The organism is Sphingobacterium mizutaii, from assembly GCF_900187125.1.
Taxonomy (GTDB): domain Bacteria; phylum Bacteroidota; class Bacteroidia; order Sphingobacteriales; family Sphingobacteriaceae; genus Sphingobacterium; species Sphingobacterium mizutaii.
Genome location: NZ_LT906468.1, coordinates 1,172,678 through 1,199,309, shown reverse-complemented (window position 1 = coordinate 1,199,309; position 26,632 = coordinate 1,172,678). Strand labels below are relative to the sequence as shown.

Annotated in this window: 21 protein-coding genes; 8 read left to right on the top strand and 13 right to left on the bottom strand. The window is 41.6% G+C overall.

Features of this window, described 5'->3' with window-relative positions:
- Positions 1-40: 40 nt before the first annotated feature.
- On the bottom strand, positions 41-469 hold the full coding sequence (locus tag CKW03_RS05110) for a helix-turn-helix domain-containing protein (protein ID WP_093098961.1): 429 nt from the start codon (positions 467-469) through the stop codon (positions 41-43).
- Positions 470-964: 495 nt separating this feature from the next.
- A complete protein-coding gene (locus CKW03_RS05105; RefSeq protein WP_093098959.1) occupies positions 965-1,462 on the bottom strand; it encodes a TlpA family protein disulfide reductase in 498 nt (165 codons plus the stop codon).
- Positions 1,463-1,597: 135 nt separating this feature from the next.
- Between CKW03_RS05105 and purN the strand changes: the two genes are divergently transcribed.
- Complete coding sequence (gene purN / locus CKW03_RS05100) at positions 1,598-2,173, top strand: phosphoribosylglycinamide formyltransferase (RefSeq protein WP_093098958.1); 576 nt, start codon at positions 1,598-1,600, stop codon at positions 2,171-2,173.
- A 241-nt stretch (positions 2,174-2,414) separates the two neighbouring features.
- Here purN and CKW03_RS05090 read toward each other — a convergent pair whose 3' ends face one another.
- Positions 2,415-3,602, bottom strand: coding sequence for an esterase (locus tag CKW03_RS05090; protein WP_093098956.1), 1,188 nt, complete (start codon positions 3,600-3,602; stop codon positions 2,415-2,417).
- A 141-nt stretch (positions 3,603-3,743) separates the two neighbouring features.
- Between CKW03_RS05090 and purH the strand changes: the two genes are divergently transcribed.
- The 5 genes from purH (at position 3,744) to rimK (ending at position 8,739) form a co-directional block, all read left to right on the top strand.
- Positions 3,744-5,270: a bifunctional phosphoribosylaminoimidazolecarboxamide formyltransferase/IMP cyclohydrolase gene (purH, locus tag CKW03_RS05085; RefSeq protein ID WP_093098955.1), complete on the top strand. Its 1,527-nt coding sequence runs from the start codon at positions 3,744-3,746 to the stop codon at positions 5,268-5,270.
- A gap of 122 nt (positions 5,271-5,392) precedes the next feature.
- The gene (locus tag CKW03_RS05080; protein WP_093098953.1) at positions 5,393-6,004 is read left to right on the top strand and encodes a hypothetical protein; all 612 of its coding nucleotides are present in this window, start codon (positions 5,393-5,395) and stop codon (positions 6,002-6,004) included.
- Between the two features lie 141 nt (positions 6,005-6,145).
- Positions 6,146-7,324, top strand: coding sequence for an AIR synthase related protein (locus tag CKW03_RS05075; protein ID WP_093098952.1), 1,179 nt, complete (start codon positions 6,146-6,148; stop codon positions 7,322-7,324).
- An 8-nt stretch (positions 7,325-7,332) separates the two neighbouring features.
- Positions 7,333-7,764 (top strand): ATP-dependent zinc protease family protein, encoded by a 432-nt coding sequence (locus CKW03_RS05070; protein WP_093098950.1) that lies wholly within the window; start codon positions 7,333-7,335, stop codon positions 7,762-7,764.
- A gap of 39 nt (positions 7,765-7,803) precedes the next feature.
- Positions 7,804-8,739: a 30S ribosomal protein S6--L-glutamate ligase gene (rimK, locus tag CKW03_RS05065; RefSeq protein WP_093098949.1), complete on the top strand. Its 936-nt coding sequence runs from the start codon at positions 7,804-7,806 to the stop codon at positions 8,737-8,739.
- A gap of 328 nt (positions 8,740-9,067) precedes the next feature.
- On the opposite strand, the gene CKW03_RS05060 is transcribed toward rimK, so the two are convergent.
- The 10 genes from CKW03_RS05060 to CKW03_RS05015 form a co-directional block, all read right to left on the bottom strand.
- Entirely contained in the window at positions 9,068-11,737 is a 2,670-nt protein-coding gene (locus CKW03_RS05060) for a DUF3857 domain-containing protein (protein ID WP_093098947.1), read from the bottom strand.
- 188 nt (positions 11,738-11,925) lie between these two features.
- On the bottom strand, positions 11,926-12,801 hold the full coding sequence (locus CKW03_RS05055; protein ID WP_093098946.1) for a glycerophosphodiester phosphodiesterase family protein: 876 nt from the start codon (positions 12,799-12,801) through the stop codon (positions 11,926-11,928).
- A gap of 24 nt (positions 12,802-12,825) precedes the next feature.
- On the bottom strand, positions 12,826-13,422 hold the full coding sequence (locus CKW03_RS05050; RefSeq protein ID WP_093098944.1) for a histidine phosphatase family protein: 597 nt from the start codon (positions 13,420-13,422) through the stop codon (positions 12,826-12,828).
- Positions 13,423-14,856 (bottom strand): FGGY-family carbohydrate kinase, encoded by a 1,434-nt coding sequence (locus tag CKW03_RS05045; protein WP_093098943.1) that lies wholly within the window; start codon positions 14,854-14,856, stop codon positions 13,423-13,425.
- On the bottom strand, positions 14,857-16,305 hold the full coding sequence (locus CKW03_RS05040) for an FGGY-family carbohydrate kinase (protein WP_093098941.1): 1,449 nt from the start codon (positions 16,303-16,305) through the stop codon (positions 14,857-14,859).
- Positions 16,306-16,307: 2 nt separating this feature from the next.
- Positions 16,308-17,318 (bottom strand): NAD(P)-dependent oxidoreductase, encoded by a 1,011-nt coding sequence (locus CKW03_RS05035; protein ID WP_093098940.1) that lies wholly within the window; start codon positions 17,316-17,318, stop codon positions 16,308-16,310.
- Positions 17,319-17,354: 36 nt separating this feature from the next.
- Complete coding sequence (locus tag CKW03_RS05030) at positions 17,355-18,605, bottom strand: MFS transporter (protein ID WP_093098938.1); 1,251 nt, start codon at positions 18,603-18,605, stop codon at positions 17,355-17,357.
- 140 nt (positions 18,606-18,745) lie between these two features.
- The gene (locus CKW03_RS05025; RefSeq protein ID WP_093098937.1) at positions 18,746-19,672 is read right to left on the bottom strand and encodes an endonuclease/exonuclease/phosphatase family protein; all 927 of its coding nucleotides are present in this window, start codon (positions 19,670-19,672) and stop codon (positions 18,746-18,748) included.
- 10 nt (positions 19,673-19,682) lie between these two features.
- Positions 19,683-21,077, bottom strand: a complete 1,395-nt coding sequence (locus CKW03_RS05020) for an FAD-dependent oxidoreductase (RefSeq protein WP_093098935.1) — start codon at positions 21,075-21,077, stop codon at positions 19,683-19,685.
- 28 nt (positions 21,078-21,105) lie between these two features.
- Positions 21,106-22,374, bottom strand: coding sequence for an MFS transporter (locus CKW03_RS05015; protein WP_093098934.1), 1,269 nt, complete (start codon positions 22,372-22,374; stop codon positions 21,106-21,108).
- Positions 22,375-22,527: 153 nt separating this feature from the next.
- Here CKW03_RS05015 and CKW03_RS05010 point away from each other — a divergent pair, with 153 nt between their 5' ends.
- Positions 22,528-23,292: a DeoR/GlpR family DNA-binding transcription regulator gene (locus tag CKW03_RS05010; RefSeq protein ID WP_175486313.1), complete on the top strand. Its 765-nt coding sequence runs from the start codon at positions 22,528-22,530 to the stop codon at positions 23,290-23,292.
- 291 nt (positions 23,293-23,583) lie between these two features.
- Complete coding sequence (locus CKW03_RS05005) at positions 23,584-26,628, top strand: SusC/RagA family TonB-linked outer membrane protein (RefSeq protein WP_093098932.1); 3,045 nt, start codon at positions 23,584-23,586, stop codon at positions 26,626-26,628.
- The last annotated feature ends 4 nt before the right edge of the window (positions 26,629-26,632 follow it).

The following is a 26,632-nucleotide window of genomic DNA, read 5'->3' as shown; positions in this document are numbered from 1 at the left end:
TAAACCTATGCTTAAATTTTAAAATAGAACGATATTAGCGTCAGGCCTTCTGTAACTCCTTAGGCAAGAATCCAATCATTTGACGAAAGTACCTCGTAAAATGGCTTTGATCTGAAAAACCACATAAAAAAGCTATCTCTGTTAGCGAATAACCGCTAAAATGCATCAGTTCCACGGCTCGAATAATCCTAATTTTCCGCTGGTAAAGCAATACTGTACTCCCTGCATATTTTTCGAAATATTTCGATATTGTTACTTTATGAACTGCACATAAATTTGACAACTCTTCTAGCGTGATCTGCTTATTCCAATGTTCTTTGATGTAATCCTTGGCAATATTTACCCAGGAAGGGAACTGGCTCATCACCAATTTCTTCTGAGGTCCTAAATCAAGAGACATTATCAAAGTTTCTACCGCCATAAAAGATTCGTTATCGCGGTAACTTAATTCCTTATAAATGTTAATCATAAATAAATGTATACATCAACCCCAATTGTAATTTCTTGGCCCTTACAATATTTTATTATAGACTGGCTGATATTCGCAAAGACTAAAGAATTTTGAAAATGTTTAATGTAGCTTGAAAATATATTTTCATAAATACGGACGTCCGGTTAAATTACCCCCAAGGAAATAAATATCACATCATTTCCAGCAATTTAAAGCTTCGTATTAATCCAATAATTTCAATTGTTTGTTCAAAAATGTTTACTAAAATTTGATTTAAGCTTTCCTTTCGGTATTTACATTCGCACAAATCACGGCCAGCATCTATTTAATCTTCAAAACCAAGATCCTTTTTGTTAGAATTCACTATCACTACCAATCAAGAACAGTTTTTTCCTTTAAAACTTTCAATATGTAAATATATGAAAACTATTAAATAAGTAATATCACTTTATTTTATTAGGAAAATTTTGGAAATAAAAAGTAAAATGTACGAAATACAAGGTTTTTAATGTCCTAATCACGTTTTTGAAGGTACGGAAGGAGCGTTTCTACCCTGTTTTCACCGTCGAATTGTTTGATAATTTGTAGAGATTTAGCCTCATAGATATAGGTTGAAGGAAAATTCTTAGGATTAAAACTTAAAATAAATTCGCCTTCTGGGTCATAAAGAAATTTTACACGCTTATCATTTCTCAAACCTTTAGCAAACATATTGATGTATCCATCTACCAGAGGTTTCTCCTGCATAGAAATAAAATAGAAATCCACATCCTGCCGGATCTTATCCAATGACTTGGAAATGCCCTGACCCAGCTCTTGGCAATGCCCACAGCCTGGATCAAAAAGGATAAATACCTGCGTATGCTTACTGTTCAAAGAGTCTGAAGTAAACTTAGCACCAGTGTTCATATCACTAAACTTGGAGAATGCAGGCATTTTCTCTGGCACTTGTCCAATGGACAATCCAACAGTTGTGAAAACAAAGATGAGGACTAAGATAATATTCTTCATAACCTGATAATTTGAGCTTAATGTCCTTAAATCTAACAAAAATTACCCCATAATGAGCTCAAATTCCCCTTTATTGGAAAAATTCAGCTATATTTGTGAAAAATTAAAGTTAAAATTTTCAAACGATAACACACTGTGAAAAAGCGTATTGCTATTTTTGCTTCTGGTTCTGGATCGAATGCTCAAAAAATCATGGAGCATTTTAAATACGCCGACAGCGCCGAAGTTGCCTTAGTTCTAAGTAACAACCCAGATGCATATGTTTTACAACGTGCAGATAATTTTGAAATCCCAACTCATGTTTTTGATAAGCACGATTTCTACCAAACCGATGAAATCGTAGAACTATTGAAAAGACTTGAAATTGATTTAGTGGTTTTAGCTGGTTTCTTATGGTTAGTACCTGAAAACCTATTGAAGAGCTTTCCAAACAAAATTATCAACATACACCCTGCCCTATTACCCAAATTTGGTGGCAAAGGAATGTATGGCGACAAGGTACATAAAGCAGTCTTGGAAGCGGGCGAAGAGGAACACGGTATTACCATCCACTTTGTTAATGAAAATTTTGATGAAGGTGAAATCATTCACCAAGCCCGCTTTCGTGTAGAAGCCGGCGATACCTTGGAAATTTTAAAGTTCAATGGTCAGCAGCTTGAGCATGCGCACTACCCGAAAGTAATCGAGAACTTATTGAAAAAATACAATTAAACTTACTTTAGTTTAATTCAATAAACATAACAAAGGAGCTACCCCATGGACAGCTCCTTTTTCATTATCTTCGAACCTTTTTTGAGGATTCTTACACATCCAAAATTTCCTGGAATATTTCTTGACCTCATTCGAGACACATTCGGAATTTTCCGAATGTGTCTCGAATGAAACTAAACTGAAACCAAGAGATTCCCGTTCAAAAAACACCTATCTTATTTCGGATACTTTTGCTCTTTACCTAATCAAAATCTCGGAAGAGGAATGTACTGAATTCAACTAAATAATCCCTCCAATTTGACCAGGTATGGCCACCTTTAGATTCATGATATATATAATCTAATTTTATCCCATCCAGCTTCTTCCTAAATTCAGCTCCTGTGTCATAAAGAAAGTCATCTTCACCCATTCCAATCCAATATATTTCGTAATCATTCTCCTTTTGCTTCAGCAAGTTTTCTTCAAACTTATCATATACTTCGCGCTTGATCTTATCATTGATCCTATAAGCAGCCGAGAACAAACCCACATAGCCAAAGGTATTTGGATAGAAGCTTGAAATAAACATAGCATGCGAACCACCCATGGACAAGCCAGCTATAGCACGGCTCTTCTTGTCTTTAATGACCCTATAATTCGATTCCACGAAATTAATCACTTCATCAAAATTGGATTCCATGTCACCTGAACCTACATCCGGCGTAAAAAACTCGATCTTATATTCTCCCTTTTCTGAAAAACCAGGAGCTGCAGAGTTGCTGGTATGGCCATTAGGCATCACCACGATCATCGGTTCTACTTTGCCTTCTTCAATCAGGTTGTCCATGATCTGTGCCACCCGCCCCAGTGTTGGCCAAGCATCCTCATCCCCTCCCATTCCATGTAGCAAATATAGAACTGGAAACTTTTCCTTCGAAGACTCATAACCTGGTGGTGTGTAAACCGTCATTCTTCTTTCAGACTTATTGATCTTGGATGGATACCATTGCTTGATCATGGTACCATGCGGCACGGACATCGTCTTATAATAGTCCGCATTCCCTTCATTGGTAATGAAGTAATTGAAGACATTGCCCACATCCCTTACCTGATATACATTCAATGGATCATTGATTCGAACACCATCAACAATAAAATTATATAGAAATAGATCTGACCCTAAACTATCTTGTTTTACTGACCATAGCCCTGAGGCATCTTTTTTCATCGCTACCTTAGGCAGCTCTTGAGGCTTCTGGACCATCCAATTTCCCGTTAAATAAACTGACCTAGCTTCTGGAGCAACCAAGTTAAAAGTTACCGAATTGTCTGCAGCAACCACCAGAGAGTTGACTTTGATTTCTTTCGCACCAATATTTTCTTGTGCTTTTCCAGGCAATCCGAGGAGCCCTAAGGCCAAGGTCATTGATAAAATAAGAAGATTTTTCATGGTTAAGTTTGTGTTTTAGAATCGAATAAACCAATATACTAATAATTTAAAACTGTTTGAGCCCGAGCATTTTAATTAAGTAATAAAATTCAAGAAAATTATATTTTAAATAATTATCTTTGCGGCTCCAAACAAAACGCAATGAATCATCCTGTTAAGATTAAAAATGCATTGGTTTCAGTTTATTATAAAGATAACCTTGCACCTCTAATTCAACTACTAAACAAATTCGGAGTTACTTTTTATTCCACTGGCGGTACGGAGTCTTTTATCCGTGATTTAGATATCCCAGTAGAACGTGTTGAAGATTTAACTGGTTACCCTTCTATTTTAGGTGGCCGTGTAAAAACGCTTCACCCGAAAGTATTCGGAGGGATTTTGTCTCGCCGTCCATTGGCAGATGACAAAAAACAATTAGAGGAATACGAAATCCCAGAGATCGATTTAGTGATCGTAGACCTGTACCCATTCGAAGAAACGGTAGCTTCGGGAGCATCTGAGCAAGATATTATCGAAAAGATTGACATCGGTGGTATCTCTTTGATCCGTGCTGCTGCGAAAAACTTCAATGATGTAGTCATTATCTCTTCGAAAAACGACTATACTGAATTGGAAGAAATCTTAGCTGCCCAAGAAGGTGCTACTTCCCTTGAACAACGTAAATCATTCGCTAAACGCGCATTTAATACTTCATCGCATTACGATACAGCGATCTTCAATTACTTCAATCAAGAAGAGCCTCTAGACGTATTCAAACAATCTGAACAAAATGCACAAGTTCTTCGTTACGGCGAGAACCCACACCAAAAAGGGGTTTTCTATGGTAACCTTGACGCTATGTTCGACAAATTGAACGGTAAAGAGCTTTCTTACAACAACTTGGTTGACGTAGATGCTGCTGTAGCCATTATCGATGAGTTTAGCGAACCTACTTTCGCTATCCTGAAGCATACCAATGCTTGTGGAGTGGCTTCAAGACCAACTATCCAGGCGGCTTGGGAAGCTGCATTAGCTTGTGACCCAGTCTCAGCTTTCGGAGGTGTATTGATTACCAATGGCGAAGTAGACAAAGCAACTGCAGAAGAAATCAACAACCTTTTCTTTGAAGTATTGATCGCTCCCTCTTACACTGAAGAAGCTTTACAGATCTTGACTGCAAAGAAAAACCGTATTATCCTTCGTCGTAAGGAAGTTAAATTGCCAACACAGCAATTCAAGACCTTATTGAACGGAGTAATCCAACAAGATAAAGACAATACCGTTGAAGGTCCGGAGCAAATGACAGCAGTAACTGAGGTAAAACCTACCGAAGAGCAATTGAAAGACCTTTATTTTGCGAACAAAATCGTAAAACACACCAAGTCTAACACGATTGTATTTGCTAAAGATGGTACTTTGATCGCATCAGGAGTTGGTCAGACATCTCGTGTAGATGCTTTGAAACAAGCTATTGAAAAAGCACAATCTTTCGGATTTGAAATCCAAGGTAGCGTGATGGCATCGGATGCCTTCTTCCCATTCCCTGACTGTGTGGAAATTGCTGGAGACGCTGGTGTTAAAGCTGTTTTACAACCGGGAGGTTCCATTAAGGATCAATTATCCATTGATATGGCCAACGAAAAAGCTGTTGCTATGGTAACAACTGGTGTTCGCCACTTCAAACATTAATATCAAAAAATTAAGCTTTAGCTGAATAAAAGCCCTTTGTAAATATTACAGAGGGCTTTTTTATTGCTGGCAATCCTTGGAATTATTTTTGCACTTCTGATGGCAGACTATTTAAAAATCACATGAAACAACTAGCAATATGTTCCTTAGCAGCTACCCTTGCACTAACGGCTTGCCAAGGAAATAAAAATCAAGGCAATACAAGTGCGGATAGTACTTTGGTAGCTGATTCTGGAGCAATGGAAAGTCCAGTGGCAGGCAGTATAGATTCGACCTTGCTTGTCCGAGAAAACTTTCAAAGAATCAATGCCATTAAAGACTGGGATAAAATTGATTCGGCGCAAATCCATGAATCCACAGAAGGTGGAGTGGCCACTTATTATTTCAAGAATAACAAACTCGAACTCATTAAGGCCAGGAACTATGGCGAAGGTGGATATTCCCTGCAAGACATGTACCTCAAGGATGATAAGCTTTCCTTTGTATTCGAACAGCAGTACAACTATAACACGCATATCATCGACCCCAAATTTGATATGGACAAAACCAAAAAGGCTGGAGAAGTCAGGTATTACTTTATGAACGATAAATTGTTCAACCTCATAGCGACCGATAAGGAAAATGAAAAATTCCTGAAGGAAGACCCTAGGACAGACACCCTCATGCTGCATTTGTTCAATCAGTTAATCAAGGTAAAAAACAATGGCTTTGACCCGAAAGGGATCTCAGAATAAGCTTTTTAAGGATAATGCAGGTCATAAGATGACCTAGTCGCTCAATAAAATTGGACAGAAACACAATGCTGTCCACTTGCAAACCTCCCTAAACGAAAATTTTTCGCTATAATCGGGAGGTTTGTTTATTTTTGCAACAAGATGTCAGATTTAAAATATAACCAACGAGGTGTATCCGCAGGGAAAGAGGATGTACACAACGCGATCAAAAACATTGACAAGGGTTTATTCCCTAAAGCTTTCTGTAAGATTGTACCCGATATTCTAGCTGCTGATGAGCAATATTGCAACATTATGCACGCAGATGGTGCCGGAACAAAATCTTCTTTGGCCTATGTTTATTGGAAAGAAACCGGAGATGCATCCGTATGGCGTGGCATTGCGCAAGATGCCATTATCATGAACTTGGACGATCTATTATGCGTTGGGGCTATTGACAATATTATTCTTTCATCGACCATCGGTAGAAACAAGAACCTGATTCCGGGGGAAGTGATTGCCGAAATCATTAATGGTACTGAAGAAATCCTAGCTGAATTAAGAGAATTGGGCATCGGGATCTATTCTACAGGTGGAGAAACTGCTGATGTTGGCGATTTAGTGAGAACTATCATCGTAGATAGCACAGTTACTTGCCGCATGAAGCGTGAAGATGTAATTTCGAACCACAAGATCAAAGGCGGCAACGTAATTGTCGGTCTTGCATCTTATGGCAAAGCAACATACGAAAAGGAATATAATGGCGGTATGGGATCTAACGGTCTGACATCAGCCCGTCATGATGTTTTCAGCAAGTACATTGCAGAGAAATATCCGGAAAGCTTTGACCCTGCTGTTCCTTATGACTTGGTATTTGCAGGAGGAAAGGCATTGACAGACCGCATCAAAACGGAAACTGGAGAGGAAGTGACTGCAGGAAAATTAGTGTTGTCGCCTACGCGTACCTATGCGCCTGTGATCAAACAAATCTTGGACAAATACCGCAGCCAGATTGATGGCATGGTACACTGTTCAGGTGGTGCACAGACCAAGGTGCTACATTTTGTAGACGATGTGCATGTCATCAAGGATAACCTCTTCCCTATTCCACCGCTATTTGAATTGATTCAGAAAGAATCAAACACGGATTGGCAAGAAATGTATAAAGTATTCAATATGGGTCACCGTATGGAACTCTATGTTCCTGAGGAAATCGCTGCCGATATCATCCAGATTTCGGAATCATTTGGTATCCCCGCTCAGATCATCGGTCGTGTGGAAGCTGCAGCGCAGAAAAAAGTGACCATTCGTTCACCTTTTGGAGAATTTGTATACGAATAGACTAGGCAGTGAGAGGTAAAAAGACCATTGGCAGAACAGAAACCATTGACCTACCGGAATTAGGTCTATACAATATCCACGCGAAGACGGATACGGGCGCTGAGACCTCTGTTCTACATTGCGAAGAAATGGAGGTGGTAAAAAAAGCTGGCCACCTGTACATTACCGCTTATATCAGGCCAAACGAAGACAGTGAAAAGACCCTGAAACTGACTTTCCCCGTACACCGGGAAAGAACAGTAAAAAGTTCTTTTGGACAATCGGAGATACGCTATATCTTTTTGACCAAGATTCGTATGTTTAACGAGCTATATGATATCAAATTGTCCTTTCGAAATCGATCAGCCATGTCCTACCCCATGCTATTGGGACGTAATTTTATTACAGGGAAATTCTTGGTCGATGTCTCTAAAAAAAACATAGCAACAAACATCATATAAAACTCATAACATCGTTATCTGTTTAACAAATAAAGTATTGTGAAAATAGCCGTATTATCGACGAATAGGTCATTATATTCTACCCGTAGACTGGTAGAATCCGCCATAAATAGAGGTCACGAATGCGAAGTGATCGACCATAGCAAATGCTATGTGGGCATACAACAAGCAAAACCATCTATCCATTATAAAGGTCAAGATATTGCCGAGGTTGACGCGATCATCCCTAGAATTGGTTCTTCTGTAACCTTCTATGGATCAGCTATCGTTCGCCAATTTGAGGTCATGGGTGTTATCTCAGCGAATCCATCCCAAGCGATCACTCGCTCTAGGGATAAACTGAGATGCATGCAGATCCTTTCAGGTGCCGGTCTTGGATTGCCCATCACTGGCTTTGCCAGGACAGCATCGAATGTAGACGACCTGATCTCCATGGTCGGGGGTGCACCTCTAGTCATCAAATTATTGGAAGGTACGCAAGGAATCGGTGTTGTATTAGCTGAGACAAAGAAAGCTGCTTCATCGGTCATTGAGGCCTTCTATGGCCTTGGAAACAATATCTTGATCCAAGAATACATCAAAGAAGCCAAAGGTACTGACATCCGTGCTTTTGTGGTAGACGGTAAGGTCGTTGGCGCCATGAAAAGAACCGCAAAAGAAGGTGAATTCCGTTCGAATTTACATCGTGGTGGAACAGCAGAGGTGGTTAAATTAACCCGTACGGAAAGAGAAACTGCGATTGCGGCTGCCCGTGCCATGGGATTGACTGTCGCTGGTGTGGATATGCTCCCTTCCGCTCGTGGACCATTGATCTTGGAGGTAAACTCTTCACCTGGCCTCGAAGGAATCGAACAAGCAACCGGAAAGGACATCGCCGGAGAAATCATTAAATACCTGGAAAGACAATACGAAGCTAAACAATTGGCTAAGCCGATTACGACCAGAAGGAAAATCAAGAAGGAAAGTAATCTGTAGGGGTTAGATATGAGATGTGAGATATGAGATTTGAGACCTGTCCATCTGATACTTTGAACCAGGATTAAAGGGATTGGAGGATGGGCCAAGATCGAGGCATGAACCAGGATTAATGGGATAAGAGGATAGACCAAGATCAAGGGAGTATTGTACAATAAATGCATTATCCTTCTTGGGGAATTAGCGCATACGTCCGCAACATATTCCCAATATATCGTTTCTTTAAAACCCGATAAAGGTAGCCACCTTTTGTAGGGGCGTAGCGCATACGCCCGCATCATAAACCAAAAAGTACGAACCATTATAACGCTTATTAAGCTTCTCTATTCTAATTATTCAAAGGATGGGGGCCATAGTTTTCCGGGGATGGGTTTTCTGATTCAGATGATGGATCCGAATCGGATATTTCATTTTCACCTAAGTAGTAATATCTATCTTTTTGATAAGGTACCGTAAAGGTTCGTTTGACTCTTTTTGAAACCACCAGATAAATAGACCAAGCCATAACAATGAGAATTGTCCAGAGGTCTCCTGGACTCATAAAACCCCAGACCAAGCCATCTGGATAAATAAGGGAAAATGAGAAATTTGATAAGATCATGATGACCAAACCTCCAATATTCACGATAAAATAGGTCTGCGGAAAGATATCCCTTCGTTGAAAAAACAATACACAGGAATAGATATTAGAAGCTAAATAAACTGCATAAAAAGCCAGGTAAAACATTAAATAGAGCAGTAAATAAGCATAGGCATTCCCTGCATTTTCAAGCAAAGCCCATAGCGCATTACTGATTGGAGAAAAATTGACAAAGAACAACCCTAACAAGACAAAGTTCGCAACAACGAGCTTGATTGCCAAAATGATTAACCAACCGCCAATTTCTCTATGTTCATACTCATGATATAGATTGATTAATCCAGTTGGTTTTGTTTTCACCAATTTCTTCAACAAAAAGTAAATTGTACCAGCAAGGATGACAATAAACATCAAAAGTGCCACAAAATTTATTTTGGCAAATTGAATGGGACCAGTTGAACCAATCAAAAGCTGACCATCATTATCCACAAAATAGGAATAACTCAATCCATCATTCATGACCTTGAAATCATCCACGTATTGCTGAACCTCGTCCATGGGAACAAAGGAATCGTTACTGCGAAAGGTAATTGAAACCTTGAGGGTATCCTTATCGGAAGACTGGGATCTTGAATACCAATAAGCTTGCCTATCAAACACCTTTTCATCAGGTTGGAAAAAGCCTAAGGGTTTATTATTCTTGTTGACAATCTTGATTTCATGATTCACATTCAAGGGAAAGTTCAAGGCAATTGGCTCCAATGTGCCATCTTCTACGTGAGGCAAACGATCATAAATGTATTTTGAATATACCGGCGCTGCATTTTGTGAATCCTCTTGCAGAAAATAATCTTCCAAGAGGTATTCTTCTTTAATAGTCAAGATATTGTTGGCTAGATCATCATTTATGTCCAATGGACTGATATTTTTAGCCTTTCTATAAATTTTCTGGAAATAATCCTCATATTCTCGTTGCAATTGGTTCTTTGCGGAGCTTTTCAGTAATGTGCGCATACGCTCTGCCTCATGATCATAATAGGTGGTTTTGACCTTAAGATTGGCTTTGCCATCATCCAAGATCTGAATGACATCAACAATTTTCACAAAATAGGCATTGTTAGGTATCGGTTTTCTTACTTCGGAAAGCTTAGTTCCATTTTCAAGGAATAGGACTTTACCGTAATATGGAAAATATCGATTCAGAATGTATCCTCCTTGATCACTGATCGTTGGATCAACGGCAATCATTTTACCGTCCAGCACTGCTGCCAATACCATGTGGTTAAACGCAAATGGGTTCGGCTGTACTTTATCCAATTCCTTGTCCTGATAGGTATTCGCTAAGATCAAAGAAGACCCTATCCCCTTGCTCTTGAGCATGGATGCCAATAACAGCGATTTATCCTTACAATCCCCATATCGTTGGTTATAGACCACTTCAGGAAGATGAGCGCGGTGGGAATGTTCGCCCAATTCAATGCCCATATAACGGATGGAGTTCTGAACGAAGTCCAGACTTTTCTCAAAATATTTCAGACTATCTCCTCCAGCTTCCTGCCATAGTTTTTGTACTTCTTTATCCAAGGCTGAGCCGGCTTTAATATTAGGGATCGGATTAATCCTTTTCGCCCAGTCTGCAACTTGCCTCCATGTAGAGAATTCAGAAACCTCAACACGAGGGGTGGGATCAAACCAGCCCGGTGTATACAATCCCGTTCCTTCATTCGCATTCATAGGCTGTTCCCAATAATAATAGGTCAAATTACCCTTGACTTGCTTTTTCTCAACTGCTGCACCTTTTTGTTTGCGGATGTTCAATATACGACCCTCAGGAACGATATAAACCAGGTGTAACAGCCCATTTGGTTCGGAACCTTCTAAATAATAGGTATTCGCGAATTTTCCTTCAAATACCGGATTAAAACCGACTAAGGAATAAGAAAACACAATCTTATCGTCTTTCCTCACATCATCTAATACGGCGATCGCAGAATACTCACCATTGTAAATCAACCTGGATAATTCAGTTTCAACAGCTACTGTCTTGAATTTGGAGAGATCAAGACGATTGATAACTTGTCCAGCTCGAATAATATTGAGTTCATGGATGAGTAGTTTTTGGTAGTTAGGATCAAAGTTGACGCTGATCTGGCCGGCATTTTCCGCTCCGGCAGATTCACTAACGACTTTGATGGTTCTATTGAAATGGGTCTGGTTCTGGAGATTATATTGGCTTTCGATCAATTCAAAATAATAGCCCATACTGATATCATCCAAGTTAATGGATTGGGGCTTCATTGTATATGGTTTCAACCAAGAAGGCAGATCCGCTTTACTTAATTTAACTGAGGATTGTGCCCATAATACGGTGCTGCACACCAGTAGTAGGAGAACGGTAAATAAAAGTGGTTTTCTCATGTGTTAATAATCAGTAAACGAAGATACTGATTATTCAAGCCGCTTCATCCGGTAAAGAAAAATTATTAACGGCTGAAAAACAACCACTTAAATGATTACAATTATCAATAAGCTCTATAATTATATATAGAATAAAAAAGGAAACCATTGCTGGTTTCCTTCCTCTATAAACTTAAATTAACCTTAGATTATTTTATTGCATTGCCGACCTCAATCGGTAAATCCGATTCCAGTACCGTCGCTCCATCTGCAAAAACCGCTCTATACTTTTCGGCACGTTCCGCTACAGTGGGCAACTTATCATAAGTTGGAGCTGTTGAAATCATACATAACACGCCTTTTCCCTTAAAGAAATTGTACATGGCTTGATTCGAAGGCTTGATTTCAGGACCGATATAAACGATCATACGGTCATAAGGTAGGCCTGAAGCCTTAAAAGCCTCTAAATCCTTTTCAGTTTTGATGTGCATGGATAAATATTGCTTAGGGTTCTTATCCAAATAGAACTTGGCCTGCTCCACATTATGCACCGTGACCCAGACCCAAGCGTAGGCATTGTGCTTACGGATGATTTCTGCCGTCATTTCCATAGGGAGATCCTTTTTGTCCAGATTCAGGATGGTCTTACCCTTAGCCCATTTGATCATCTCCTCCAAGGTATTGATCTTGTACTTGGTCGGGTTGCCTTGATGGTCTTTTAATTTTAACCCCTGAAGCTCTTTCCAAGTGAAATCAGCCACTTTCCCCTTGCCGGTGGTCGTACGGTCCAAAGTCGCATCATGCACCATGACAGGCACACCATCTTTACTAAGACGAGGATCGACCTCAAAGATCGCTGGAGTATGCTTTAAAACTGCTTCCATGGCAGGGATGGAGTTTTCTGGCATCTGATTCTCTATAGTACCACGGTGTCCGGAAATGATCTTTTTACCGGGTTGATACTTAAAGTAATCATACATCTCCTCGACAGTCTTAAAATTGAGCTTATGTAATTTTTGGGAGAATACAGGGCTTGCCTGCATAAAAGCGATCAAAGTGAAAAGTGCTAAATAGGATTTCTTCATAGGGTTTTTGTTGAAGCATTAAAATTAAGCATTCAATTTTAACAAATTGAAACCTTTGTGTTTATCCAAAGTTATCAAAGTCAAGGCAGAGTTCTCTTGGACGATCTTTCTGTAGTTCTTTAATGGCATGCCCAATTGCTGCGCCATAAAAAGCCTATTGACTCCATTATGTCCAACCACCAAAATGGTTTGTCCATCATATTTATCCATCAATTCAGCGTAGAAACTTTCTAGACGGCTAATAACTTGGGCAGCATTTTCTCCTGTCCTGCCCGCTTCAAAGCTTGCCGGATCTGATAACCAATTATACCATGAGTTTGGATCGTCAGCAATAAAGTCTTCGGATCGCTTGCCTTCCCATTGTCCAAAATCGACTTCGATCAAGCGCTCATCGACTTGAACAGCTTCGGGTCTTCCAGAAGCAATCTCTGCAGTGTTTTTCGCACGCTGCAAGGGCGAACAGAATATCTGATCAAAATGATAATCTTTAAGCAGCTCATTCATTCGCTTGGCCTGGGAAAGCCCTTTTTCTGTTAAAGGAATATCCGTCCTTCCGCAATATTTATTTCCATCTGCATTATAGGCAGTTTCTCCGTGTCTCAATAGACAGATTGTAATCATCTATATATAGTTTAAATCTTTCAATTTATTTTTAAAGTCCTGGTACTGCGATTGGTAAGAAGCATGCAATTGCGGATCAGGCTGAACCACTTTCTCAATTGCTGTCATCTGTTCAGAAGCTTCAATCAAGGAATGGTAATGGGTATTGGATGCGGCCATGATCGCAGCTCCAAAGGCACCACTAGCTTCTTTACATTTATATATCGGAGCATTTAATACACTGGCCCTGATCTTTAGCCATACATCACTGTTACTGCCTCCGCCTGCGGAATAAACCGCATCGACCTGCTCTCCGGATAGCTCTTCGATAATATCATAAGCTAACTTTTCTATAAAAGCAACACCTTCTAGATTTGCTGCAAATAGCTTTTCACGGCCTATGTTTTCAGGAGCAAATCCTTTTGCGTGGGGAGCCATAATGGGATAGCGTTCGCCTTCTTGGAGCAGAGGCCATGCCAACTCTTGGGTCGGAATCAAATGCTCTGCTGCTTGGTTCAACGCATCCAATCCTTCTGCAAACTGCAATGAAATCCAATCTGCACCGGTATTGCTGGCTCCTCCGGGCATCCAATAGCCTTCGGGATGTCTATGGCTGTATAATCTTCCTAATGGATCAACCACATTGTTTTTCGTAACGCCTTTGATCACTAAGGTCGTTCCTATCGTGGTGTTCCAAGTACCCGGTTTGACAGCTCCTGAAGCCATTTGCGTAGCACAGCCATCGGTCATGCCTACTACAACTTGAATTGCTGGAATTCCCCATTCTTCGGCAAGAGATGGTAATAATGTTCCTACCACAGTTCCAGAAGGCACCACCTCTTGCAACCATTCTCTTTTTATCCCGATCTCCTCTGTTACATAAGCTGGCCATTCCAGTTTCTCCAGATCGTAAGCCGATTTTAATACATTGGTATAGTCGGTTACCTGATAATTTCCGGACAACCTCCCAACGAGATAATCTGAGGCATGGATCCAGAGTGCTATTTCCTGGACCTTTTCGGGATAGGTTTCAAGGTACCATAGCATTTTGCTGATTCCACTGGAAGCATTGAATCCCGTATAACCATGGGGCACATGTTTTTCAGCTATCGCTTTGATCCGCTTTCCTTGCTCAGCAGACCGGGGATCGCTGTACATGATGGCAGAATGCAAGGGTTGGTTATTTATATCCAAAGGAATGACAGTACCGGAGGTCGATGTAACGGAGATAGCAAGGATATCCTCCCTGTTCAGGCTGTCGGGAAGATTCTTGATTAGATTGGAAAGCATTTCCTGACAATCATCCCACCATAGCTGTGGAGATTGCTCTTCACGGAATGAATCATCCAATTGGAATTTTCGGGAATCAGATGCTATCAATTCTCCTTTATCATCCACCAAGACCACTCTTGCCCCTTGGGTTCCGACATCTAATCCAAAAAAATATTTACTCATTTATGAAACTACCTCTTTAAAAGTTTTACGAGCGTTTTTCCACTCTTGATATAGTTTTTCAAACTCTTCATGGTCCTGTGGATGGATCTCTTCCAATAGCTCAGGACTAACATTCTTTACGCCTAAGGCATCATTGCAAAGGAACACGCCACCAAGGACAGACGCCTGACGGAAGGTATCCCTGATCTTGATGCTCTTGCCAAACAGATTGGCAATAAACTGACGCAGTTTGCGGCTCTCCACGCCACCACCACATGCCCAGATGTAGGACTCCTGATGTGGAGAGACCACACTCAAGAACTTATAGTTCTCGTAGATACTGCAAGCAATATCCCATAGAATCGCGAAAACAAAGCTTCCGCGGGTTAATTGATGGGATACTGGTGCATTGAAGATAAAACCTCCCTTGGTCAAGGGTTCTTCCTCATCTGCAATCAATGAACCTAACGAAGCCACACACTGCGAATAGGTTGCATCTTCTAATTCTTTTTCGATGACGTCATAACCTTCATTCGGATAAAAGATCTCTTTCAAGCGTTGATAATTCAATCCGGTCACACCGGCATTCGCTTCTAAAATGAAATTATCAGCGTCGATATGTCGGCTTGTCCAAGTCCTCTGTTCAGCATCTTTTTCATAGCTGTCAACTATTTTAATAATGGGTGTAGTCGTACCCGAAACAATGACAACGTCATTTGCCGAAGGTTCCATACTACGGATGGCCAATTGGGTATCTCCGCCTCCAACGACGATCACGGCTTCTGGATTGATATCAAAGGCGGAAGCCACGTCAGGCTTGATCTTACCTAAGATCGACCCTGAATCTTTCAGGCTTGGCAATATGGTCGCGGATAGGTTAAATTGATCTATCAACTTTGGAGACCATGATTTCTTTTCTACATCATATAGCAAGGTTTCAGAAGCTTGAGAATGCTCGTATCCAGCTACTCCGGAAAACTGAAATTGAATCCAGTCACTGATGCTCATCACACAGGCGATCTGTTGGAATAGTTCTGGATACACCTCCCTTACACCAACCAATTTGAAAGCTGAAAACAGGGAAGTCGGATAACGGCCAGAAAGCTCATAGACCAAATCCTTTTCCAATAGATCTACTTCCCATTTTCTCCCTCGGTGGTCAATGTTGGGCATACCTAACAAGGACTTCCCTGCTTGGTCTACCACGACAATACCTTCTCGTTGGCTAGTCGCTGTGATGGCATTGATCTTCACCTCTCCAGATTCGGCCAAGGCTTCTTTGGAAAGTTTCAGGATCTGCGACCAGAGTTCTTCAGGATTGAAGAAAATTGAATCTTCATATTGAGCGACCGTTTCGTATTGGACGTTTTCTCTTTTGATACTTAATATTTCTCCATCTATTCCACAGACTGCAACGCGTGCATTACCTGTGCCGATGTCGACGATTAGATAAGCTTCTTTTAGGGCCATGTTTAGCTAATTGATGTGTTCTCTAAAACAGCCTTGTTGACTAGCTGCTTGATAGATTTATTTCCCTTATGGAAAAATTCCCTAAGGTTGTTGTTCATGATAAATGCGTGATGGTCTTCCACCTCATGGGTAGCACCAGCGATATGCGGAGTTGCAATGACGTTCTTGTTCAAGATCATTTTGTAATCGACCTCATCGGGTGGCTCATTGTAGAAAACATCTAAAACGGCACCGCGGATTTGGCCTCCTTCGATCACTTCCAATAAGTCTTCACGATTGACAACAGTCGCACGCGCTGTATTCACAAAAATCGCATCTTTATTCAACAATGAAAGATATTTCTTGTCAATCATACCAGTTGTTTCTGGCGTAACTGGCAAATGGATACCAACCACATCACAGGTAGAGAACAATTCTTCTAATTCCACATTTTTGAAATCGGTATTCGGATCTGTAAAGTAAGGATCGAAATAATAGATCTCACAAGGAAAGCTAACCAACATCCTTGCAATATGCTGCCCTACGGCACCAAAACCTACCATACCAACCTTTTTGCCGGCAAGCTCATTTCCCTTGAATTGAAGGTAGGAAGTATGCGCACCTTCACCCCAATTCTTACCTTCTAACCAATCTATAGCCGGAACGGTATTCCGCATCAAAGTGATCACGTTGGCAATAAACATCTCTGCAACTGCTTGGGCATTCCTTGCAGGCGTATTGAACACGGGAATCCCTAATTCAGTAGCAACCTTCAAATCAATATTCGATGGTGTACCACGGCAGATGCCTACAAATTTCAAGGTCGGGTTCTCGCGTAATACCTCTTCGGTGATTTCATCATGTTCCGAAATCAAGGCATCCGCTCCTGTTTCCTTCAATAAAGCACTTAATTCTGTAGGGTTATATGCACGCCCATGAGGTTTCCATGAACGATAAACGACTTCATCAAAAAGACCTTTCAATTCATTCAAAGCTTTTTCATTCTCATAAGGCGCAGTTAGCAATACTTTCATAGGTTGTTTATTCAATTTTTAATCTAAATTCTTTAATTATACTGTATTCAATTCTTTCTCCGACTCCTTGATATCTTCTGGAATCGTGATAAATTTTGTAAGTACTGCGCTGATCAGATACAATGCAGCCAATACCCATATCACCCCCTCACTTCCAATGGTACCGATCAACAATCCAACAATTGCAGGGCCCACAAAGACTGGCAGACCTGCACCAAGGTTCAGGATAGCCATTGCTGCTCCTTTATCCTCCTTCACCAAGGATGGCACCAATGCGGATAAAGGAACATAGCCGGCCAATAGCCCTCCCCAAGCTATACCTGCCGCCATTACCGCCCAATACGCTCCTCCGAACCATACGGGCGAATAATAGAAAAGGACCGTTGTGATCGCGCAACCAACGCCACCAAACCACATGATGGTGCGCTGCCAGCCTAATCGATCTCCAACAAATCCAAATATTAAGTTAAATGCGATGTTACTCGTGAAAATAGTTCCCCAGATCTGCAACCATTCTTTGGTATTGAATCCATGCTCAGCCATATACATCGGCAAGAACACTGGAAATGCAAACTGTGCAGTGGTATTGATAACACGCACAATACCTCCGATCAATACCTTTGGTTCTTTGTTGACAATGGTCAATCCATTCATCAATTCCTGGGCTTTTGAACCTTTTGAAGCTTTCGTTTCAAACTTGTCCCTATTCAGGACAAGAGCGAAGAATGCGCCTATCAAAACCCATAAGATTGATGACCAAAGCGTATTTTCATAGCCCATTCTATCCAAAGCCCAGCTAGAGTAATAAGCGCCAAGCACATTAAGTCCGCCTGTAAACACAAACCAGAACCAGCCAACCGCTCTCCCTAACATCTGTTTCGGACTCCGGTAATTGATCCAAACCATAAAGGAATAAGCAAACAAAGGGTAGCCAAAGCCACGAATGGCATAGAACAGCAACATGGCATTGTAGTCCAATTTGGCCATACCCATAGACACAAAACCTACCGTTCCAATCAGATACAACAGCAAACCCATAAACATAGACTTACGCGGTCCATAACTCTCAGCCAATACTCCAGAAAACCAGGAAGAGATCGCAATGGTAATCCCATAAACAGTGAAAAGCGCTGCAGACTGCTCCATACTCATGCCATGACTGACAAGATAAGGACTTAGCCAGCCCTGCTCTACCCCATCACCCATCATGAAAATAAGGATCCCGAGGTAACCCCATTTTAAATTACTAGGTATACCTAGCTTATCCATTGTACTTTGCTGTGCCATTAAATTTAGTTAAGGTTTAAATTGAATTAGTGTTTAAGTAAAATAAAAATAAACAAAATTTAACATAATTAAACCCATTAAGTCTAAAAAAAGAACAGTACCATAAACTGTTCTTTTTAAATGTTATTTGAATCTTTTCCTTATTGATACTCCAACACCGCGCTCACAAAATAATGATCGCTTGGCAATACCCCTTTGAAACTATCCTTGATGATACTCGTATCGATCGCCTTCAAAGGTCCGTTCAGGAAGATAAAATCAATCTTCTTGGATTTCTTTCTATTCGGATCATTTCCTTTAAAACCGTGAGTAGTTCCCTCTGGAGTCTCATTGCCTTTGACTTGTACATAAGAGTCTTTCCAACCCGCAGCGATTACATCCTGATAAACCTTGGAATCCATGCCGACATTAAAGTCACCGGTCAAGATTTGCGGAAAATCCGATTGATATTGCGCCGCTTCCTCCAACACTACTTTAATCTGACCTTCCTTTGCTTCATTACTGACGTGGTCTAAGTGCAGATTAGTCAAGCGGATTTCCTTATTAGTTTTTTTATCTAATAACCTTACAAAAACCGCATTCCTGGCTCTTGCTGATCCCCAAGAAAGACTTCCAGCTTTCAGAGGAGTTTCAGACAGCCAATATGCACTGGCTGCCAACAACTCAAATCGCTTTTTTGAAAACAATATCGGATTCTTGGCAATGCCATGATAACCTTCCTTAAACGCGTCCATCTCTGGGCCATCAAATCCAAAAGCAAAGTAATCCTTCAAGTTTTCCTTGAGATCTAAAAACTGACCCTTCAAAACTTCCTGAAAACCGATCAAGTCAGCTTTCTGTTTTTTAATTACCGCCAAACATGCTTCCCGGCGATCTTTCCAACCTAAGCCCTTTGCGGCATCTTCTTCTAGATCAACCCGAATATTGCAGGTCAGCACCTTGATTTGATTGCCTTTTGCAGGCAATTGTTCAGCTTGTAAATCCAACTTAGCCAACAAGGGCATCGCTGTCAACAAGCCAACTTTCTTAAAAAACTCCCTGCGATTGGAGGTTTCGGAACGCTTCATAGTATTATTTTTAAACAGTCGCTGTTAGGTCTTCACCTAAATAAGCGCCTGAATTGATCAATTCTGCTCTCAACTCTTCCACATTGACATCCGCTGGACTTACGCCATGGCGGACAGCTAATTTTGCAGCACGGCCTGCCGCTTCTCCCATCGCCATACAAGGCGCCATCACACGGATTGCCGACATAGCCTCATGAGTAGTTGAGATCGAACGACCAGCTACCAATAAATTCTTTACTTTCTTAGGTACCAATGAGCGGTATGGAATATCATAACTATCTCCACACCAAGTCAAGGTACAACCACCACCTTCAGGATGGTGAATATCCAATGGATAACTCGCTACTGCCACGGCATCTTCAAAACGACGGCAAGTTAGGATATCATCCGCAGTCATCACATAATCACCCACGATACGACGCGTTTCGCGGATACCTAGAAACGGAGCCATTTTGGTAAAATGTGCCTCTTCAAAACCCGGCACAAACTCCACTAAATAACGTTGGATTTCCTCAACCTGCTTGCGACCTTCTATTTCTCCAAAAGTCAAACTTTCCGGATTCGTACCGTCTACCCCATTGACCCTGGACATATTGACCCACACCTCGCCTTCACGAAGACCGGTAATCAAGATCGTACGCTCCACCGGCAGATGATAACCTGCCTGACGAGCCTTTTCCATTACGCTTCTCAATCCTACTACGATAAACTGGTGATTCTGTCCAAAGTATTCTGCTGGAATAAAGTCTGTCAAGTAGGTCCTAGGCTCTTCAGCAATGGACATACGCAACTTGTCGGTATCCACACCCGCCATACAGAACATCAAGGTCGGAGGTTGTGCACCACCATCATCATTACCTTGCTCACATTCCACACCAGCCTTGTAGGCAACATCGGCATCTCCGGTACAGTCGACCACGGTTTTTGCCAATATCACTTCCCTTCCCGATTTACTCTCGATGATCACCCCTTTCATTTCATCGCCTTCCATCACTACCCCAGCAGAGAAAACATAAAGCAACACTTTAACGCCTGCCTCTTCCAAAACCTTCAACCCTACATTCTTTACTGCTTCTGGTTCCACCAAGGTCAAGCTCATATGCAAAGGACATGGACGATGCTCTGATGCAGCATCCACTTCTTTCAGACGGTCGATAAATTTCTGAGGAAGCCCTTTGATAATCTGATTGCCCTTCTGACCTAAGAAACCTAAAATCGGCAAGCCGATGGTCATATTCCCGCCAACAAAGCTACGGTTGTCGATCAAAGCAACCTTTAACCCGTCTGAAGCGGCTGCTTGTGCAGCAATAATCCCTGCAGGACCGCCTCCAACAACCAAAACATCTACTTCCAGACGAACAGGAGTCTCTCTTGCAGGCTCCAAAATAGTCTTAACTTCTGCCATAACAATAATACTTTGTAATATTTTTATATTAATTTTTCTCTACTAAAACTGCCTCTTTAGGCTTTTCTTTTTTCACCATCGTCCACAGGATCAGAACCGCAATAGGATGCATAAAGGCCATGGCTATAAAAATGGTACCAGCCCCTAAGGAACCCATCATCTGCCCAACAAAATAGTTGAACAAAACCGCCCCCAATGCACCAAATCCACCGGCAATCCCTAAAACAGAAGCCACATTCTTTACTGGGAAAGCCTCTGCGATTACTACGGAAATGGTAAACAACCAGCTCAAACAAGCCACAGCGACCAACGAAAAGATCAGGATGGTCAAATAAGGATTAGACACATAGGCAGTCAAACAACATAATGGTGCCAAGACTGCAATGCTGCTCAACATAATCTTTCTGGCCAACAAAGGCTCTTTGCCCTTACGAACCATTTTATCAGACCATGCTGAGGTACCTATTGCCCCCAAATCGGCGACTAAAAATGGAATCCACCCAAACATTCCGATCTGCGCCAAGGTCAAGCCGCTTTCTTCCTGCAAATAACCTGGCAACCAGAAAAGACAGAAATACCAAACAGGATCACTCACAAAACGAATCAACAGAATCCCCCACAAGGTTTTCGTTTTCCATAGCTGTCCCCACGTAAATCCGTACCCGGAGGCTTGGGATTCACTCTCGCCAATTGCCTCCTTACGTATTTCCGCAGGTGGTTCGGTGTAGATCAAAAACCAAAGCAGGGCAATGATCAATCCGACAACCCCGGCCACGATAAATACCGTATGGAAATTATAGCGCATCGCTAACCATGCAACTAAAGGAGGCGCAATGATGGCTCCGATCGAACTACCAGCCACACATAGACTGTTTGCCGTCGCGCGCAATTTCCCGGAAAACCAAACTGTAATCACCTTCAGCTGCGCAGGAAAGTTTGTCGGTTCTGCGGCTCCCAACATCCCGCGGAAGAACAGAAACGACCCAAAGGTCCTTGAAAAACCACCGCCTAAACAAGCAACTGACCAACCTAATATACCCACCAACATCACTTTCCTTTCGCCAAACTTATCCACCAGCCAACCGGATACCGGATACATTAGGGCATAGAATACCGTGAACACATTGATCACCAAGGCATAACCATCATCACCCAAATCAAACTCATCCTTCAGCATCGGCTTCAAGATCGAAACGATCTGCCTATCGTAATAGTTGAACACAATGGCTAAAAAAATGACAATTATGATATACCATCTCCTTTTAGTGGCTGGAATCGGCAACGTAAATTTTGACATAAAGTAGATTCGGTTATTAAAATTATACCAGTTACGATTTCAAATGTAGAAATAAATGAATATAAAAAAAACATTTTTAAATAAAAAAAAACAATAGGCAAGTACAGAAATGCTGACTATATTTGCTATTATATTAACTTATTTTAATGAATTATGATGAATATCACAGACAGACACGAATTCATTCTAAAAAGCTTAAAGGAAAAAGGGAAAATTACGATAGACTGGCTCTGCGAAACCATGAAGGTTTCCAGCGTAACGATCCGAAAGGACCTTAAAGTGCTAGAAGACAAAAACCTGTTATTCAGGATCAAAGGAGGCGCTTCCAACAGCAATCCTTACGCTATCGACCGCCCGATCATGGTTAAAGAATCCATCAACAGCGAGGAGAAACAACGTATAGCACAGGCTGCAATAAAACTGATCAAGGACAATGACTCCATCATGATCGGATCAGGAACAACGGTGTTCACTTTGGCCAAAAACATCGAATCCACGCACATGCTGACCGTCATCACCCCAGCCCTAAAAGTTGGCCTAGAACTCAGCGGAAAGCCTAATATCGAGGTTTTACAGCTTGGAGGACTGATCCGGACCAACTCCTCTTCGGTAGCTGGACAATACGCGATCCGCATCCTGGATGAAATCAGCTGCGGGATCCTGTTCCTTGGCGCCGACGGCATCGACCTGGAATTCGGAATCTCCATCAGCAACCTACCTGAAGCAACATTGAACCAAAAAATGATCGAAACCTCCCAAAAGATCGCTATCCTGGCAGATAGCAGCAAATTTGGAAAAAGAGGCCTCGGCAAAATCTGCGAATTGATCGACGTAGACTACATCATTACCGACAACAAGGTGTCCCCAAACATCGTCAAGTCAATAGAAGACCTAGGCATTAAAATCATCCTCGCCTAAACTACCTTCACATCACATTTTCAGAAAAAAGATTTTTAAATTTTTGGTTTAAAAATCTTTTTTTTATTTTCGAAACGCTTTATTAGCTAGTAACCTATTGTTATTTTTGAATAAAATCTAATATGATATCGGCATTTATGCCTTGTTTTAACACAACGAAAACATAGACTTAATAATGATTTAACATTATTAATCTAATTTCGAAACAATTTTAAACATATTGTAAGGACATTAAAACACTACTCTAAGACATCTTTAAAAAGAACCTATTTATTATTAATACGCATCTAAATGAAAAAACAACTACAACTCATTTTTTTGCTGTGCTTTCTACCCATAGGAATCCTATGGGCACAGCAAAAGAATATCTCGGGGAAAGTGACCAACGAAGATGGAAACCCGCTGGAAGGCGTGACCATCAGCATCAAAGGTCATCTCAATGCCTTGTCCCAAACTTCATCTACTGGCGAGTACCAAGTTGAAGCCAATACTGGTGACGTTCTGGTCTTCGCCAGCATGGGTTATGCCAATGCCGAAAGGACCATTACTGAACAAGGCACAATCAATGTTATCCTAACAGCCGATCTGACCAATCTGGACGAAGTGGTTGTGGTGGGTTATGGTACACAGAAAAAGGTAAACCTAACAGGAGCTGTATCCACTATCAATAGCGAACAGCTTGAAAGAAGACCAATTGTATCGACCTCCTCTGCCCTGCAGGGCCTTGCACCGGGCGTAACAGTTACATCCCAATCGGGTGCACCAGGTGGCGATAAAGGCCAGATCCGGATCCGTGGAGTAAACTCATTCGGCGGTTCGGATTCCGAACCACTTGTCATTATTGACGGGGTAGCCGGGTCATTGGACAATGTAGATGCGAACCTGATCGAAAACATCTCCATCCTAAAAGATGCCGCTTCAGCAGCTATTTATGGTTCCCGTGCAGCAAATGGCGTTATCTTGATCACTACCAAACGCGGTAAAGATCAATTCGCCCTCAACTATAGAGGATACACAGGTTGGCAAGACCCGACTTTCATCCCTAAAGTGACTGATGGTGCTACTTTCATGAAAGTATTTAACGACGCGAACATGAACGATAATGGTTCAGTGATCTACAGCGAAAAAGATTTTGAAGAATTCAATAAACTATATGCAGAGAATCCAGACAATTTCGACTGGCAAAAAGCCATCCTAAGTGGTTCGGGATTCACGCACAACCATTTTGTTTCCTTAAATGCAGGCGCAGGAAAGATCCGTGTCGCTCCTTCCCTTGGCTATGTTTCCCAAGACGGCTTGATTGACAACACTGGGTTCCAAAGATATACCTTCAGAAACAACATGGACATCAATCCAAATGAAAAGCTGAACATCCGCTTTGACCTTTCGGCGGTAAACACAAACCGTCTTCAGATCGCGAATGAAGGCACTATCTGGAATTACATCGGCCGTATGCCCACCAATATTCCTATCCGCGTGGCTAACGGTCTTTGGTCAGAAGGCTGGGTAAAAAACAATCCCGTAGCTTTCATCGAAGAAGGCGGTAATAAAAAAGTAAACAACCTGGAATTATTGGGTAATCTGTCCATCAACTACAAACCATTCGACTGGTTGAGTATTTCAGGAATGGCAGCGCCTAGATACCGCACGCGCAATATCCACGAGTTCGCAAAGGCAGTAATGACCCATTACGAGGATGGTAGCGAAGCGGGCACCGCATTGCCATCTACCGAACTGACTGAATCTGCTTACCGTTATTTCAACGGCAGCTACTCCTTCCAAACAACTGCACAGAAATCATTCAACGACCATAACTTCAGCTTGATGCTAGGAGCTTCAAGAGAGACCTATGACGAGAAATACCTGATGGGTTACCGTCGTGATTTCACCTACGACACCTATGAAGTCTTGAATGTCGGTGCGGATACAGAAACCAAAAACAATGCTGGAAACCAATTCCAATGGTTATTGGTCTCAACATTCGGTAGGTTCAATTACGATTACAAAGGCCGCTATCTCCTAGAAGCCAACCTTCGTTATGATGGAAGTTCAAGGTTTGCCAAATCAAACCGTTGGGCAGCTTTCCCATCATTCTCAGCAGGCTGGAGAATCTCTGAGGAACCATTTATGGCCGACCTTAAGAGTTCCATCAACCAATTGAAACTTCGTGGTTCTTGGGGTATCTTGGGTAACCAAAATATCGGTACCACCTACCAACCATACATCGAAACCTTGAATCTAGGAAGTATCTCCGTGGGCGGGGCAGTCGATCAAATGATTGCACTTAACACCATGGCTAACTCAGGTCTATTATGGGAAGAAACCACCATGGCCGGTGTAGGACTAGATGCATCCCTGTTCAACAATTTCAGCGTTACATTCGATTGGTATACCAAACAAACCGATGGGATCCTGATGAAACTTTATGTTTCTGAGCTTTACGGCAAGAATGCGCCATTCCAGAATGCTGCCAAAGTACAGAACCAAGGCTGGGAAGCATCCGTTCGATATGACAACCAATTCGGTGATTTCAAATTAGGTATCGGGGCCAATATTTCCGATGTGAAAAACAAGATCCTGGATATGAAAGGACAAGTTTCTGGAACTCTATTGAGACAACAAGAAGGATACTCCATCAATTCCATCTATGGTTACCAGTCAGACGGTCTTTACCAATCTCAAGAAGAAATCGATAATGGACCTAAGCAAATCGGTACATTAAAACCTGGGGACATCAGATACAAAGACATCGCTGGTGATTTTGATGCCAATGGCAATGCCATCCCTGATGGCAAGATCACAGATGCTGACAAAGTAATCATCGGCAGTACCCTGCCTCGCTATACTTACGGATTCAACCTAGACCTAGGATACAAAGGCGTTCGATTCAGTGCCTTCTTACAGGGTGTAGCGAAAGCAAACGGCTACTTGGACTCCCACTATGTGATCCCAGCCGTGAATTCTTCAGCGATCAAACCTTGGCAGTTGGACTATTGGTCAGAAGACAACCGAGGAGCTTCCCTACCACGTGTATCGGTAACCTCAACAAACAATACACAGAACTCTGATTTCTGGATGAGAAGCGCGTCTTATCTCCGATTAAAAAATGTACAGTTAGGCTATGAAATCCTGAAAAGCTGGTTAGCGAACAGCAAGATCGGCGGGATCTTCATCTATGCTAACGGACAGAACTTATTTACCAAAACCAACTTCTACGAAGGCTACGACCCTGAAATCAATTACAATGCAGGAGCACAAGACGGAGTAACCTTAGGTTCAGGAAACTTCTACCCTCAGGTTAAGGTGTACACATTTGGTTTAGACTTTAAATTTTAAGAAC

What these genes read in the sequence shown, in the direction of transcription:
- CKW03_RS05110 (WP_093098961.1), bottom strand. Translation starts at nt 469, where the DNA reads ATGATTAACATTTATAAGGAATTAAGTTACCGCGATAACGAATCTTTT.
- CKW03_RS05105 (WP_093098959.1), bottom strand. Translation starts at nt 1,462, where the DNA reads ATGAAGAATATTATCTTAGTCCTCATCTTTGTTTTCACAACTGTTGGA.
- CKW03_RS05090 (WP_093098956.1), bottom strand. Translation starts at nt 3,602, where the DNA reads ATGAAAAATCTTCTTATTTTATCAATGACCTTGGCCTTAGGGCTCCTC.
- purH (WP_093098955.1), top strand. Translation starts at nt 3,744, where the DNA reads ATGAATCATCCTGTTAAGATTAAAAATGCATTGGTTTCAGTTTATTAT.
- CKW03_RS05080 (WP_093098953.1), top strand. Translation starts at nt 5,393, where the DNA reads ATGAAACAACTAGCAATATGTTCCTTAGCAGCTACCCTTGCACTAACG.
- CKW03_RS05075 (WP_093098952.1), top strand. Translation starts at nt 6,146, where the DNA reads ATGTCAGATTTAAAATATAACCAACGAGGTGTATCCGCAGGGAAAGAG.
- CKW03_RS05060 (WP_093098947.1), bottom strand. Translation starts at nt 11,737, where the DNA reads ATGAGAAAACCACTTTTATTTACCGTTCTCCTACTACTGGTGTGCAGC.
- CKW03_RS05055 (WP_093098946.1), bottom strand. Translation starts at nt 12,801, where the DNA reads ATGAAGAAATCCTATTTAGCACTTTTCACTTTGATCGCTTTTATGCAG.
- CKW03_RS05050 (WP_093098944.1), bottom strand. Translation starts at nt 13,422, where the DNA reads ATGATTACAATCTGTCTATTGAGACACGGAGAAACTGCCTATAATGCA.
- CKW03_RS05045 (WP_093098943.1), bottom strand. Translation starts at nt 14,856, where the DNA reads ATGAGTAAATATTTTTTTGGATTAGATGTCGGAACCCAAGGGGCAAGA.
- CKW03_RS05040 (WP_093098941.1), bottom strand. Translation starts at nt 16,305, where the DNA reads ATGGCCCTAAAAGAAGCTTATCTAATCGTCGACATCGGCACAGGTAAT.
- CKW03_RS05035 (WP_093098940.1), bottom strand. Translation starts at nt 17,318, where the DNA reads ATGAAAGTATTGCTAACTGCGCCTTATGAGAATGAAAAAGCTTTGAAT.
- CKW03_RS05030 (WP_093098938.1), bottom strand. Translation starts at nt 18,605, where the DNA reads ATGGCACAGCAAAGTACAATGGATAAGCTAGGTATACCTAGTAATTTA.
- CKW03_RS05025 (WP_093098937.1), bottom strand. Translation starts at nt 19,672, where the DNA reads ATGAAGCGTTCCGAAACCTCCAATCGCAGGGAGTTTTTTAAGAAAGTT.
- CKW03_RS05020 (WP_093098935.1), bottom strand. Translation starts at nt 21,077, where the DNA reads ATGGCAGAAGTTAAGACTATTTTGGAGCCTGCAAGAGAGACTCCTGTT.
- CKW03_RS05015 (WP_093098934.1), bottom strand. Translation starts at nt 22,374, where the DNA reads ATGTCAAAATTTACGTTGCCGATTCCAGCCACTAAAAGGAGATGGTAT.
- CKW03_RS05010 (WP_175486313.1), top strand. Translation starts at nt 22,528, where the DNA reads ATGATGAATATCACAGACAGACACGAATTCATTCTAAAAAGCTTAAAG.
- CKW03_RS05005 (WP_093098932.1), top strand. Translation starts at nt 23,584, where the DNA reads ATGAAAAAACAACTACAACTCATTTTTTTGCTGTGCTTTCTACCCATA.